This is a genomic window from Pseudomonas sp. NPDC089734 (assembly GCF_044748865.1).
Lineage (GTDB): Bacteria > Pseudomonadota > Gammaproteobacteria > Pseudomonadales > Pseudomonadaceae > Aquipseudomonas.
The window spans coordinates 23,584-36,864 of record NZ_JBIVGV010000015.1 but is presented as its reverse complement, the minus strand read 5'-3'; the positions used below and the strand labels follow the sequence as shown (position 1 = coordinate 36,864).

Sequence of the window (13,281 nt, the reverse complement as noted above, 5' to 3'; positions counted from 1 at the left end):
ATGAAACAGAATGCGACGGCTTATAGCCAACGGTTGTTGCGCATACAGTCGCCCTCCTACGAACGCCTGCAGGCACGTTTCGCCGAAGATGGCAGCCTGCCCGATGCCGAACCCCTGGCCGTGCATTGCGGCTGGGGCCGTCTGTTGATTGGTCACACCTACCCCGATGCCTCGGCACTGGCGCAGGAACTGATCAACGAAAAGCCTGGAGAACGGGATATCGCCCTGTATGTGGCCGCCCCCCAGCAAGTGCTGGCCCAGTCGCCACAGCAGTTGTTCCTGGACCCGTCCGACACCCTGCGCCTGTGGTTCAGCGACTATCGCCCGGCGCAACGGGTCTTCCGGGGCTTTCGCATCCGCCGGGCACAGAGCGAAGCGGACTGGCAGGCCATCAATAACCTCTACCTGGCGCGTGGCATGCTGCCCATCGATCATGCCCTGTTGACCCCACGTCATCAGGGCGGCCCGGTATACTGGCTGGCGGAAGATGAAAGCAGCAACGCCGTGATCGGCAGTGTCATGGGGCTGAATCATCAAAAGGCGTTCAACGACCCGGAAAAAGGCAGCAGCCTGTGGTGTCTGGCGGTAGACCCTCAATGCACACGCCCCGGCGTGGGCGAAGTGCTGGTGCGCCATCTGGTCGAGCACTTCATGAGCCGCGGCCTGAGTTACCTTGACCTGTCGGTGCTGCACGACAACAACCAGGCCAAGGCGCTGTACGCCAAGCTGGGCTTTCGGACCCTGTCGACCTTCGCCATCAAGCGCAAGAATGGCATCAATGAGTCGTTGTTCCTCGGCCCCGGCCCCCAGGCCAACTTCAATCCCTATGCGCGGATCATCGTCGAAGAAGCTCATCGTCGAGGCATCGACGTGCAGGTCGACGATGCCGATGCTGGCCTGTTCACCCTGAACTACGGCGGACGCCGGATTCGTTGCCGCGAGTCGCTGAGCGACCTGACCAGTGCCGTGAGCATGACCCTGTGCCAGGACAAGAGCCTGACCCATCGCACCCTCAAGGCTGCCGGGCTGCGCCTGCCCGCCCAGCAACGGGCCGCCAGTGCGGATGACAATCTGGCCTTTCTTGAAGAGCACGGGCAGATCGTAGTCAAGCCGCTGGATGGCGAGCAAGGCCAGGGCGTTGCCGTGGACCTGCGCACCTTCGACGAAGTGCAGAGCGCCATCGAACGCGCCCGCCAGTTCGACACTCGCGTGATTCTGGAAAGCTTTCATGAAGGCCTGGACTTGCGCATCGTGGTCATCGGTTTTGAAGTGGTGGCCGCCGCGATTCGACGTCCGGCGGAAATCACTGGCAATGGCCGCCACACCATCAGGCAACTGATCGAAGCGCAAAGCCGTCGCCGTGCGGCAGCCACCGGTGGCGAGAGCAAGATCCCCATGGATGAGGAAACCGAAAGAACGGTCCGCGATGCCGGCTACGACTACGCCAGCATCCTGCCGATCGGCCAGTGTCTCGCCGTACGCCGCACCGCCAACCTGCACACCGGCGGCTGCCTCGAGGATGTCACCTCGATCCTGCATCCCGTGCTGACCGATGCGGCCGTGCGCGCCGCACGGGCACTGGATATTCCTGTGGTGGGCCTGGACCTGATGGTCCCTGCCGCCGACCAGCCCGACTACGTGTTCATTGAAGCCAACGAGCGCGTCGGGCTCGCCAACCACGAACCTCAACCCACTGCCGAACGCTTCGTCGATCTATTGTTTCCGCACAGCTTGCCTGTGCATGGGTAAACAGTAGCGGCAAGCTATAAGCGTCAAGCTGCAAGACGGGTTATGGCCTACGCTTGTAGCTTGTAGCTTGTAGCTTGTAGCTTGTAGCTTGTAGCTTGTAGCTTGTAGCTTGTAGCTTGCCGCTGCTCCAAAGGAGTACCTCCATGCCTGCCGAGAAAATCCCTGACCCGGACCTGAACTACCTGCAGAAAGTCCTGCTGGAAATGCTCGCTATCCCCAGCCCTACGGGCTTTACCGACACCATCGTGCGTTATGTCGCCGAACGCCTGGAAGAACTGGGCATTCCGTTCGAGCTGACCCGACGCGGCACCATTCGCGCCACCCTCAAAGGCAAGCAGAACAGCCCGGACCGTGCCGTTTCCGCGCACCTGGACACCATCGGTGCCAGTGTGCGAGAGGTCAAGGACAACGGTCGTCTGGCCCTGGCAGTGATCGGTTGCTGGTCCAGCCGTTTTGCCGAAGGCAGCCGGGTCAGCGTATTCACGGACACGGGCATCATTCGTGGCAGCGTCCTGCCGCTGATGGCGTCCGGTCATGCCTTCAATACCGCCGTGGACGAGATGCCCATCAGTTGGGACCACGTCGAACTGCGTCTGGACGCCTATTGCACGACCCGCGCCGACTGCGAATCGCTGGGCATCAATATCGGTGACTTCGTAGCGTTCGACCCGTTGCCGGAGTTCACCGAAAGCGGTCATATCAGCGCCCGGCACCTGGACGACAAGGCGGGTGTGGCGGCGTTGCTCGCAGCGCTCAAATCCATTGTCGACAGCGGTATCGAGCCCCTGATCGACTGTCATCCACTGTTCACCATCACCGAGGAAATCGGCACCGGTGCAGCAGGCGTATTGCCCTGGGATGTCAGCGAATTCGTCGGCATCGATATCGCGCCAGTCGCCCCCGGCCAGCACTCCAGCGAACATGCCGTGAGTGTGGCAATGCAGGATTCGGGCGGGCCTTACGACTATCACCTTTCACGGCACCTGTTGAATCTCGGGGTCGAGAACGAGCTGCCCGTGCGTCGCGACCTGTTTCGCTATTACTACAGCGATGCGCATTCGGCGGTCACGTCGGGGCATGACATCCGTACCGCGTTGCTGGCCTTTGGCTGCGATGCTACGCACGGCTATGAACGCACCCACATCGACAGCCTCGCGGCCCTGAGCAAGCTGCTGGGAGCCTATATGCTCAGCCCACCGGTATTCGCCAGCGATGCCAAACCGGCCCAGGGTTCACTGGAGCGCTTCAGTCATCAGATAGAGCATGACGCCCAGATGGAATCCGAAACCCGTGTTCCGCCTGTGGACAGCCTGATCGGGCAGCATCGCGAAGAGGTGTGAGTCATTCGCGGATGAATCCGTAGGAGCGAATTCATTCGCGAATAAATTCGCTCCTACGGATATCATCGCAGGCTACTGATACGAGAGCCGCCATGCTGATCCCACACGACCAACTTGAACCCGACACCCTCACCCGTCTGATCGAGGACTTCGTGACCCGCGAAGGCACTGACAATGGCGACGAAACACCGCTGCAAACCCGTGTGCTGCGCGTTCGTCATGCGTTGAGCAAAGGCCAGGCCGTGATCTTCTTCGACCTTGAAAGCCAGCAATGCCAGCTGATGCTCAAGCATGATGTGCCCAAGGAGTATTTCGACTGAGCTCAGGCGGCCGGTGACTGTTGCTGCGAAAGCTTTTTGGCAATGCGTCGGAACACTTCGGCGCGGTGGATCTTGATGTCCTTGGGGGCATCGATGCCGAGCCGGACCTGATTGCCGTTCACCCCCAGAATCTGCACGGTGATGTTGTCACCGATGGAAAATGTCTCGCCAATTTCCCGCGTCAATACCAGCATTTTTCCGACTCTCTTATTGTTACAAAGAGTGCAGAGTGCGCCCCTGACAATGTCGCATCAATGAGCCGGCGGCAAATCAGTAACGTCCTTCAATCCCACAGGATCAGGCTTACGGAAGCGTCTTACCTGTGAGCCCTTACAGCCGGAAAAATCGCCATGCAACGCTGTCCGTCAGGACGCTGACCAGCGTGGTCCCAGCAGAATGATCGTGGCCCCGATGACGCACAAGGCAACGCCGAGCCAGTCCGAACCGAGCGGACGAATACGCTCGACCACACCCAGCCAGGCAATCGAGGCCACGATGTAGATCCCGCCGTAGGCGGCGTAGGCTCGTCCGGCATAAGCCGCTTCCACGCGGGTCAGCAGCAGGGCGAACAGGGTCAGGCTGATCAGGGCCGGGATCACCCACAAGGCACTCTTGCCCTGGCGCAGCCACATCCAGAAGGCATAGCAGCCGAAGATCTCGAACAGGGCAGCCAGGAAAAACCAGAGGTAGTTGAGCATGGAAATCCTCGTCAGAAGGGCCAGAAATGGCCGGCAACCCTAGCAGAAAAAACCCCTGAGGATGGCTGTGCATGATGTCGTGAGTGTGTACGGATTGCCGCGAAGATTATGCAAAGTCTAGAATGAGAGCCATTCTCACCAGATACACACTCTCGTCATGCCCGACCCAACGGACCGTGCTCCTGTTCAACAGCTCTATCAGGCTCACCACGCATGGTTGCTGGGCTGGCTGAATCGTCGAGTCAACAATCGCTGCGATGCCGCCGACTTGAGCCAGGACACCTTCGTCCGTCTGCTCACCTCTTCCCAGGCACTGCCGGATGTGCGCGAACCACGTGCCTACCTGGCGACCATCGCCAGACGCCTGCTGGCCAACCTCTATCGACGCCGCTCACTTGAACAGGCCTACCTCGAAGCGCTGGCCTCGCTGCCTGAGGACGAGATGCCCTGCGCCGAATCCCGTGCTGCCATTCTGGAAGCCCTGAACGAGGTGGCCAGGGTGCTCGCTCGCTTGTCGACCAAGGCGCGAACGGCGTTTCTGATGTCCCAGCTTGAGGGCTATACCCAGGAAGAAATCGCCGAGGTGCTGGCCGTCAATGTGCGTTCCGTCCAGCGCTACCTGCAACAGGGCTTCACGGAGTGCATCGTACTGGCATCGAGTGAATGGCCGTGAGTCCGAAGCATGCGCCGATAGACCGGAAAATCGCCAGCCAGGCCGCGTCCTGGTTTGTGCGACTGCAAGCCACCACCGCCACGGAACAGGATCATGAAGCCTGTGCCCAGTGGCGTCGATCACACAGCGATCATGAACGGGCCTGGCAACTGGCGGCTCGCTTCAACGAACAACTGCACACGATTCCTCCATCGCTCGGGCGCTCTACACTGTATCGCCCGACACCGATGAGCAGGCGCACGGCCGTCAAGGCCCTGACCTCGCTGGTGCTACTGGGTTCGCTGGGCATCGCAGCATCACGCACGTCGACCGTGGCGTCCCTGACCGCCGATATCAGCACCCGGACAGGCGAACGTCGCAAGGTGACACTGGTCGACGGCACGGAGGTTCACCTGAACACCGACACCGCCCTCGATATCCGCTACACCGACACCGCTCGCACGCTGGTGCTGAGAAAAGGCGAAGTCTTCATTCAAACGGCCAAGGACGATCCACGCCTGGCTCGCCCCTTCATGCTCGAATCCGCCCGGGGCTTTTTTCAGCCCCTGGGGACACGCTTCTCGGTGCGCCAGTTCGATGACCACGATCAGCTCAAGGTGATCGAAGGCACAGTGGCTGCCACACCACGAGAAACGCCTGCACACAGGACTGAAATCCAGGCAGGCCAACAGGCAGACATGACCGGCCAGCGTGTCACTCCCCTGCCCGGCAGCCCGTCGACCATCGACTGGGTTGAAGGCGTGCTGCGCGTGGACCGGATGCGTCTTGCCGATTTCGTCAACGAACTGGGGCGCTATCGACAGGGCTGGACCCGCTGCGAACCCGACGTTGCAGACCTGCGTATCTCGGGCGCTTTCCAGTTGCAGGACATCGACAGCGTGCTGGCGGCGGTTGCCATGACATTGCCCGTACGGGTCCGTTATGTCACACGTTATTGGGTGACACTCAGTGCGGTATAAAAAACGTGTCGGGTTTTTGCCCGCTCGCGTGTCCTCTTCCTGAATTCGCATTTTCACGCAATCAGGAAGCCCTTCATGCGTACCTGTACTTCCGCACCTGTTCCCACCCTGCTTCGTGTCGCCCTGCTCTCTCGCGCCATTGGCACGCCACTGCTTGTGAGCTTCGGCATCGGCGCACCACTGACCACCATGGCTCAACAGAGCGTACAGTCCCATGAAATACCGGCGGGTTCCTTGAGCGACGCTCTGGCGACCTTTGCCGCCAGGGCTGGTGTAACCTTGCCCATCGATCCCGCGCTGGTGCAGAACCTCGACAGTCCCGGGCTGCAAGGGAAATGGAGCACGGCTCAGGGGTTCGAGCAGTTGTTGAAAGGCTCGGGTCTGGAAGCCGTACCGCAATCCGCGAACATTTACACACTCCGGCTCAAACCCGTTTCCGGAGAAGCCTTGAATCTGGACGCGACGACGATTTCCGGGGCCTATGCGGCCAGGCCTTCAGCCATAGGCCCGCTTCACGGCTACGCCAATTCCCACAGCAGCACGGGCACCAAGACCGATACCGCCTTGCGTGACATCCCGCAGTCGATTCAGGTCATCTCCCGTGAAGTGATCGAGGATCAGCAGATCAACAACCTGGGGGATGCGTTGAGCAATGTCAGCAGCATCCAGCGCGGCAATACCCATGGCGGCACCACCGAAAGCTTTTTCATACGGGGTTTCCAGGCCACGACCTATGCGGTCGATGGGATGCTCACCAACTCGCTGGTGGTGCGACCGGAAATCCTCAGCGACCTGAGCGGCGTCGAGCGGGTCGAGGTGCTCAAGGGGCCGGCCTCGGTTCTGTATGGACGCGGCAATCCGGGCGGCCTGATCAATCTGGTCAGCCGCAAGCCGACCTTCACACCCCATGCCCAGGTCAAGGCACAGGCTGGCTCGTTCGATTACCAACGCTTGCAAGCCTATGTCAGCGGACCGCTCGACCCGCAGCAGTCACTGGCAGGCGGGTTGGCCATGGCCTGGCAGACCAAGGGCGGCTTTCGTGATCACTACCATGACAGCACCCGTCACTACATTGCGCCTTCGTTGCTGTGGGACGCATCCGACAGCACCCGTGTGGAAATGGGGCTTGAATACACCGAAACCGATGCACCTTATGATCGCGGGCTGCTGGAATTGAACGGCAAGGTCGACTCACGCTCGACCGTCTTTCTGGAAGAACCCTGGTCGCGGGCCGAAAGCGACAAGAAGGCCCTCTGGTTACGGGTGGAACATACCGCCAACGACTGGCTGACCCTGCGGCAGGTGACCCGCTGGGACAAATCGACCAAGCAGATGCTCAACGTCTCCCAGCGGACCCTGCAAAGCGATGGCCGCACCATCGTCCGTCGGGCCACCGATTTCGACGAATCGGCACAGTCCCTCAGCGCCCAGTTCGAGGCCATCGCCGAGTTCACCACGGGAGGGCTGGCACACAAGGCGCTGGGGGGCGTCGAGACAGTCAACGGCCACCGTCGGGTGACCATGCTTCGCGCCACACTGGCGCCGCTCGATATCTACGAACCGGTTTACGGGGCAATGCCCGGCCCTTTCACCTTTGGTGAGGACTCCCGGTTCGACCAGAACAGTTATGGCGTTTACCTTCAGGACCAGATCGACCTGAACGAACAGTGGAAGCTGCTGCTCGGCGTACGCTGGGACAAGATCAATCAGCGCAATCGCAATTACACCGCGACGGGCAGCTACACCGATATCGACATTGCGCCTTCCGATACCTCGCCTCGTGCGGGTCTGGTCTATCAACCCACCGAACGCCTGGCGCTCTACGCCAGTTACAGCACGTCATTCGCCCCCCAGAATCGCCAGACCCGGAATGGCAGCGTGCTGGATCCCGAGACCGGTGTGCAGTACGAGATCGGGGCCAAGTACGAGCTGATTCCGAACCGCCTCGACGCCACGCTGGCCGCCTTTGAAATCCGCCGGGAAAACCTGGCGGCAACCGACCCGCAGGATTCCGACTACTCGATCCAGACCGGTGAACAGCGCGTGCGCGGGCTGGAACTGGATGTCAGTGGCGAAATCCGTGAGGGCTGGAATGTCATCGGCAATATCGCCCTGCTGGACGCCAAACTGGTCAAGGACACGCGCCTTCCGGAAGGCAACCGCCTTGAAGGCGTACCGATTGCCAGTGGCTCCCTGTGGTCGACCTACCAGTTGCAGGAAGGCCCGTTGCGCGGGCTGGGCATGGGGGCCGGGGTCTTTTTCGCCGGCAAGCGACAAGGCAACCTGGCCAATACCTACAACGCCAGCGGCTATGCCCGGATCGACATGAGCCTGTTCTACGACATCACCGAACAACTGCGCGTCTCGCTCAATGCCCGTAACGTGACGGATCGCGACTACATCGAAACCATCGCCAGCTCCGGCAATTATGCTGGCGAGCCCGCCGCCCTGACGGCGACGGTCAGTGCCGGTTTCTGATCCCGTTCACGCCTTGGCCTGACGGGCCTTGGCGCGCATCTTCGCGCACATGACTGTCATCTCGTCATAGAGCGCCTGGGGATGCTTGCGCTTGAGCTTCCAGGCCTCGCGCCCGACCTCATGAGGCAGGATCATGAACTCGCCCTGGGCGACCTGCCCGAAAATATAGTCGGCAATATCGCTGGCGGTGATCGGCGAACTTTCCAGCAGTTTGCCGACCTGGGCCTTCATCGCAGGTGTCGGTCCACGGAAGGAGTCCAGCAGGTTGGTCTGAAAGAAATACGGGCAGACCACATGCACGCCGATCTCCTGCTCGCTCAGTTCGACCAGCAGGCTTTCCGACAATGCCACCACGCCCGCCTTGGCAACGTTGTAGTTGCTCATGGCCGGCCCCTGCATCAAGGCCGCCATCGAGGCGATATTGATGATCTTGCCCTTGCTGGCTTCCAGCATCGGCAGAAAGGCCTTGCAGCCCTTGACCACGCCCATGAGGTTGACTGCGATCTGCCAGTCCCAGTCTTCCAGAGACAACTCGCTGAAAAAACCACCCGAAGCGACACCGGCATTGTTGACGATGATATCGATGCCGCCGAAACGCTCCTCGCAGGTCTGGGCCAACGCCATGAGCTGGCTGTAGTCCCGCACGTCGCAGCGCTGGGTAAACCCCTCGCCTCCTGCCTCGCGAACCCGTGCAAGGGTTTCCTGCAAACCGGCGTCGTTGACGTCCGACAATGCCAGACGCCATCCCTCACGCGCCCAGCGCAGTGCCATTTCACGGCCCAGGCCTGAGCCGGCACCGGTAATCATGATGCGATTTTGCATAGGAAAATGCCTTGTGGTGTGCAGGACGATCACTGGAGTGTAATCACAGCCTGGCACCTGCAATGCCACCATCAAGACGCTGAATGCCGGGTGAAAACCTGCACCTCATGCCTGCCGGCCACGTCTCGCGAAACGGACCAGCCACCGGCCATAGATACCGGCATTGATCGACAGCACGACGGCGCCCAGCCAGAACTGGATCTGTGGCGTCAGCGCGGCCGGATAGATCAACGGGATCAGGTAGTGCTCGATGAAACCACCGTCATAGCCTTGCTGACCGGCCTTGAGGCGCAGGCTGTTTTCCAGGGGCGTCAACGGGCAATACAGATGAAAGAACTCCACCGCCATTCCCCACGCCATGGCCGGGATATGCAGAGCCCCCACCCATGGCCTGCGCAGGACCAGCAACCCGCCCAGGAGTACGAACACGATGAAGAGCAGGTGAAACACGACAACGGCATCGGCAGCGAATCGATAAAGCATGAGCACGTCCCCGAATGAAAGTTCCTCTTGCTTTTACAGGACCTTCTCGCCTCGAAACAGAGCGAAGGCGTTATATAAAACCGAGAAAGTTCAATAATAATCGCCATTGATTTCAATGTTTAACTGCACGCAAAAATAACCTAACCCATTGAAATAAATAACCTTTAAAAACCCCACAATACCCCATCGAATGTTTCGAACCTTTTCGGAATGGCCACAGTCGGATCTTTCAAGCAGCCAAAACTTTATGCCTGTCGGCGAAAAGCTTTTTACTGCAGTCGCCACCCGATACTCACGAAAAGAAGGAACTCATCATGGGCATAAGCACAATTCTTATCATCGTCCTGATCCTGATACTGATCGGCGGTCTGCCGGTCTTCCCGCACTCGCGCAGTTGGGGTTACGGGCCTTCGGGGGTCGTCGGCACGATCCTGATCATTCTGTTGATTCTGGTATTGCTTGGCAGGATATGACACGTGTCGAGCGCCCACGAAAAAGCAGCCCGAAGGCTGCTTTTTCATTACCGGTGAAACTTAGTGTGACACCGCACCGCTGGCTCCCAGACCGGTCTGCGAACGAACGAACTGCGGGAAGAACAAGGCACGCTCTTCATCGGCCTCTTTCGACTTGTCGGTAATGGAGAAGAACCAGATACCGATGAAAGCGATGATGATGGAGAACAGCGCCGGGTACTCATACGGGAAGATGGCTTTCGGGTTGTGCAGGATCTGCACCCAGATGGTAGGCCCGAGAATCATCAGCACCACCGCACTGATCAACCCCATCCAGCCGCCGATCATGGCGCCACGGGTGGTCAGGTTCTTCCAGTACATCGAGAGCAACAGCACAGGGAAGTTGCAGCTCGCGGCGATGGAGAACGCCAGGCCGACCATGAACGCGATGTTCTGGCTTTCAAAGGCGATACCCAGCACGATGGCCACCACCGCCAGGGCAATGGTTGTCATCTTCGATACGCGGATCTCGTCCTTCTCGTTGGCCTTGCCTTTCTTGATCACGCTGGCATACAGGTCATGGGACACCGCCGAGGCACCGGCCAGGGTCAGCCCCGCAACCACGGCCAGAATGGTGGCAAACGCGACCGCCGAGATGAAGCCCAGGAACAGGCTGCCGCCCACGGCATTGGCCAGGTGCACCGCCGCCATGTTGTTACCGCCGATCAACGCGCCCGCCGCATCCTTGAACGCCGGGTTGGTGCTGACCAGCAGGATCGCGCCAAAACCGATGATGAAGGTCAGGATGTAGAAGTAGCCGATGAAGCCTGTGGCGTAGAACACCGACTTGCGGGCTTCCTTGGCATCGCTCACGGTGAAGAAACGCATCAGGATGTGCGGCAGACCAGCCGTACCGAACATCAGGGCCAGGCCGAGGGAGAACGCCGAGATCGGATCTTTCACCAGGCCGCCGGGGCTCATGATCGCTTCACCTTTGGGGTGAACCTTGACCGCCTCGGAGAACAGCATGTTGAAGTCGAAGTTGACGTGTTTCATCACCATCAGCGCCATGAAGGACGCACCGGACAGCAGCATCACCGCCTTGATGATCTGCACCCAGGTGGTCGCCAGCATGCCACCGAACAGCACATACAGGCACATCAGGATACCGACCAGTACCACCGCCACGGTGTAATCCAGGCCGAACAGCAACTGGATCAGTTTGCCTGCACCGACCATCTGCGCAATCAGGTAAAACGCCACGACCACCAGCGAACCGCAGGCGGACAAGGTACGGATTTCCTTTTGCTTGAGGCGATAAGAGGCCACGTCCGCGAACGTGTATTTGCCCAGGTTACGCAGGCGTTCGGCGATCAGGAACAGAATGATCGGCCAACCCACAAGAAAGCCGATCGAATAGATCAGGCCGTCGTAGCCGGAGGTGTACACCAGCGCGGAAATACCCAGGAAGGACGCCGCCGACATGTAGTCGCCCGCGATGGCCAGACCGTTCTGGAAACCGGTGATCTTGCCGCCTGCCGCGTAGTAGTCCGATGCCGATTTGTTTTTCTTGGATGCCCAGTAAGTGATGTAAAGCGTAAAGCCCACGAACAGCACGAACATGACGATGGCCGAAATGTTCAGGGGTTGTTTCTGAACCGCCCCGGTCAGGGCATCAGCCGCCAGAAGAGACGGCGCAAATACTGCAAGGCCAAGGGCCGCTGATAGACGACGGATCATTGCTGAATCTCCTTGAGAACCGCATTGTTCAGTTCGTCGAATTCACCGTTGGCCCGGCGCACGTAAATGCCCGTCAGGATGAATGCCGCGACAATCAGGCCGACCCCGATCGGCATGCCCCAGGTAATGGTTGATGTCGCGCTTATCTTGGTGCCCAGAATATGCGGCCCGTACGCAATCAAGAGAATGAATGCGGCATAGAGCCCGAGCATGATCGCCGAGAGTATCCAGGCGAAACGCTCTCTTTTGGAAACCAGCTCCTTGAAACGCGGGCTGTTTTGAATCGAGAGGTAAATGCTGTCGTTCATTGTTTTTGTCCTCGCAGCACAGATGAGATGTCACGTGTTCAACTTTAGTCCTGTCCGGCATGCACTCCAGACGACCTTAGTATTAGAACGATATTAATCACTGCGCCCCTTTACATCCGGCTTTACATTCAGAGTAAGAAGAACGATTCAACCGCAGATAAGCAAAAGGCCATCCGACGAAAACGCCGGATGGCCTTGAAAGGTTCGAGCCAGAAGCCTGGAGGATTATTTAGCCGTCCACGCTGCAACGCGCTCCGGGTGTTTGGCGACCCATTCCTTGGCCGCAGCATCAGGCTTGGCTCCGTCCTGGATGGCCAGCATCACTTCACCGATCTCGTCCTTGGACTCCCACTGGAATTTTTTCAGGAAGGCGACCACATCCGGCGCTTTCTTTTCCAGGTTCAGGCTGGCCACGCTGTCGACCGTTTCAGCCGCGCCATAGACCCCCTTGGGATCGTCCAGAAAACGCAGCTTCCATTTGGCGAACATCCAGTGCGGCACCCAGCCCGTCACAACGATGGATTCCTTGCGTTTTTCGGCACGGGTCAGCTCGGCAATCATGCCGGCCCCTGAGCTGGCCTGCAGTTTATAACCATCCAGCGCGTAATCCTTGATGGCCTCATCGGTCTTGAGCATCACGCCCGAACCGGCATCGATACCGGTGATCTTTTTCTTGAAGGACTCATCCGTCTTGAGGTCGGCGATGGTCCTGGCCTTTACATACTCAGGCACGATCAAGCCAATCTTGGCGTCCTTGAAGTTGGGGCCGTAATTCACGACCTGATCCTTGTATTTGGCGTAGTACTCGCCGTGGGTTCCGGGCAGCCAGGCCGACAGCATCATGTCCAGCTTGTCGGTGGCAACCGCTTGCCACATGATCCCGGCCGCGACAGATTGCAGCTTGATGTCATAGCCCAGCTTTTCCTTGAGCACTTCGGCAGCAACGTGAGTCGTTGCAACACTGTCGGACCAGCCTTCGACGTAGCCGATGGTCAGTGTCTTGGTTTCAGCAATGGCCAGCGTGGAGCTGGCGGCCAGTACCAGAGCGGCACCGGCCCCCAGGATTTTTCGCATATTCATCATCACGTCCCCGGAAGTTCTGCACCGACGGATGTCAGGCAGCATTAACGTTTTTTTCAAGGATGCCCTTCATGCCCGGCTTTGGGGCAGACGCAATCCTTCACGCCTCGACCACTCCTTTGGAGGCAATGACAGACATTGCCCGGCCTCCTGATCATCAACCTGGCCATCATTCAGAC

Annotated in this window: 14 protein-coding genes; 7 read left to right on the top strand and 7 right to left on the bottom strand. The window is 59.3% G+C overall.

The annotated features are described in order from the left end of the window. The 3 genes from ngg to ACIPY9_RS18365 all read left to right on the top strand — a co-directional run bounded on the left by ngg (nt 1) and on the right by ACIPY9_RS18365 (nt 3,409). Nucleotides 1-1,749, top strand: a complete 1,749-nt coding sequence (gene ngg / locus ACIPY9_RS18375) for an N-acetylglutaminylglutamine synthetase (RefSeq protein WP_400704424.1) — start codon at nt 1-3, stop codon at nt 1,747-1,749. A 143-nt stretch (nt 1,750-1,892) separates the two neighbouring features. After that, a complete protein-coding gene (locus tag ACIPY9_RS18370; RefSeq protein WP_400704421.1) occupies nt 1,893-3,089 on the top strand; it encodes an osmoprotectant NAGGN system M42 family peptidase in 1,197 nt (398 codons plus the stop codon). 92 nt (nt 3,090-3,181) lie between these two features. After that, complete coding sequence (locus ACIPY9_RS18365) at nt 3,182-3,409, top strand: YheU family protein (RefSeq protein WP_400704418.1); 228 nt, start codon at nt 3,182-3,184, stop codon at nt 3,407-3,409. A gap of 2 nt (nt 3,410-3,411) precedes the next feature. Here ACIPY9_RS18365 and csrA read toward each other — a convergent pair whose 3' ends face one another. Together csrA and ACIPY9_RS18355 are read right to left on the bottom strand one after the other, a co-directional pair. After that, complete coding sequence (gene csrA, locus ACIPY9_RS18360; protein WP_400704415.1) at nt 3,412-3,603, bottom strand: carbon storage regulator CsrA; 192 nt, start codon at nt 3,601-3,603, stop codon at nt 3,412-3,414. A 171-nt stretch (nt 3,604-3,774) separates the two neighbouring features. Next, entirely contained in the window at nt 3,775-4,107 is a 333-nt protein-coding gene (locus ACIPY9_RS18355; protein WP_400704412.1) for a YnfA family protein, read from the bottom strand. A 157-nt stretch (nt 4,108-4,264) separates the two neighbouring features. Here ACIPY9_RS18355 and ACIPY9_RS18350 point away from each other — a divergent pair, with 157 nt between their 5' ends. From ACIPY9_RS18350 to ACIPY9_RS18340, 3 genes are all read left to right on the top strand, one after another. Then, the gene (locus ACIPY9_RS18350; protein ID WP_400704409.1) at nt 4,265-4,780 is read left to right on the top strand and encodes a sigma-70 family RNA polymerase sigma factor; all 516 of its coding nucleotides are present in this window, start codon (nt 4,265-4,267) and stop codon (nt 4,778-4,780) included. Continuing rightward, a complete protein-coding gene (locus tag ACIPY9_RS18345; protein WP_400704406.1) occupies nt 4,777-5,739 on the top strand; it encodes a FecR domain-containing protein in 963 nt (320 codons plus the stop codon). The genes ACIPY9_RS18350 and ACIPY9_RS18345 overlap by 4 nt, the downstream gene beginning before the upstream one ends. Before the next feature lie 75 nt (nt 5,740-5,814). After that, nucleotides 5,815-8,217, top strand: coding sequence for a TonB-dependent siderophore receptor (locus ACIPY9_RS18340; protein WP_400704403.1), 2,403 nt, complete (start codon nt 5,815-5,817; stop codon nt 8,215-8,217). Between the two features lie 6 nt (nt 8,218-8,223). Here ACIPY9_RS18340 and ACIPY9_RS18335 read toward each other — a convergent pair whose 3' ends face one another. Both ACIPY9_RS18335 and ACIPY9_RS18330 read right to left on the bottom strand, forming a co-directional pair. Next, nucleotides 8,224-9,039 (bottom strand): SDR family oxidoreductase, encoded by an 816-nt coding sequence (locus ACIPY9_RS18335; RefSeq protein WP_400704400.1) that lies wholly within the window; start codon nt 9,037-9,039, stop codon nt 8,224-8,226. Between the two features lie 105 nt (nt 9,040-9,144). Further along, nucleotides 9,145-9,522 (bottom strand): DUF2784 domain-containing protein, encoded by a 378-nt coding sequence (locus ACIPY9_RS18330; protein WP_400704397.1) that lies wholly within the window; start codon nt 9,520-9,522, stop codon nt 9,145-9,147. Between the two features lie 314 nt (nt 9,523-9,836). Here ACIPY9_RS18330 and ACIPY9_RS18325 point away from each other — a divergent pair, with 314 nt between their 5' ends. Beyond that, complete coding sequence (locus ACIPY9_RS18325) at nt 9,837-9,995, top strand: DUF3309 family protein (protein WP_400704394.1); 159 nt, start codon at nt 9,837-9,839, stop codon at nt 9,993-9,995. A 60-nt stretch (nt 9,996-10,055) separates the two neighbouring features. Here the strand turns inward: ACIPY9_RS18325 and ACIPY9_RS18320 are convergent, their stop codons facing one another. The 3 genes from ACIPY9_RS18320 to ACIPY9_RS18310 all read right to left on the bottom strand — a co-directional run bounded on the left by ACIPY9_RS18320 (nt 10,056) and on the right by ACIPY9_RS18310 (nt 13,102). Continuing rightward, nucleotides 10,056-11,714: a cation acetate symporter gene (locus ACIPY9_RS18320; RefSeq protein ID WP_400704391.1), complete on the bottom strand. Its 1,659-nt coding sequence runs from the start codon at nt 11,712-11,714 to the stop codon at nt 10,056-10,058. Beyond that, nucleotides 11,711-12,022, bottom strand: coding sequence for a DUF485 domain-containing protein (locus ACIPY9_RS18315; RefSeq protein WP_400704388.1), 312 nt, complete (start codon nt 12,020-12,022; stop codon nt 11,711-11,713). Before ACIPY9_RS18315 ends, ACIPY9_RS18320 begins: the two co-directional genes overlap by 4 nt. 225 nt (nt 12,023-12,247) lie before the next feature. Beyond that, complete coding sequence (locus tag ACIPY9_RS18310) at nt 12,248-13,102, bottom strand: glycine betaine ABC transporter substrate-binding protein (RefSeq protein WP_400704385.1); 855 nt, start codon at nt 13,100-13,102, stop codon at nt 12,248-12,250. Nucleotides 13,103-13,281 lie beyond the last annotated feature (179 nt).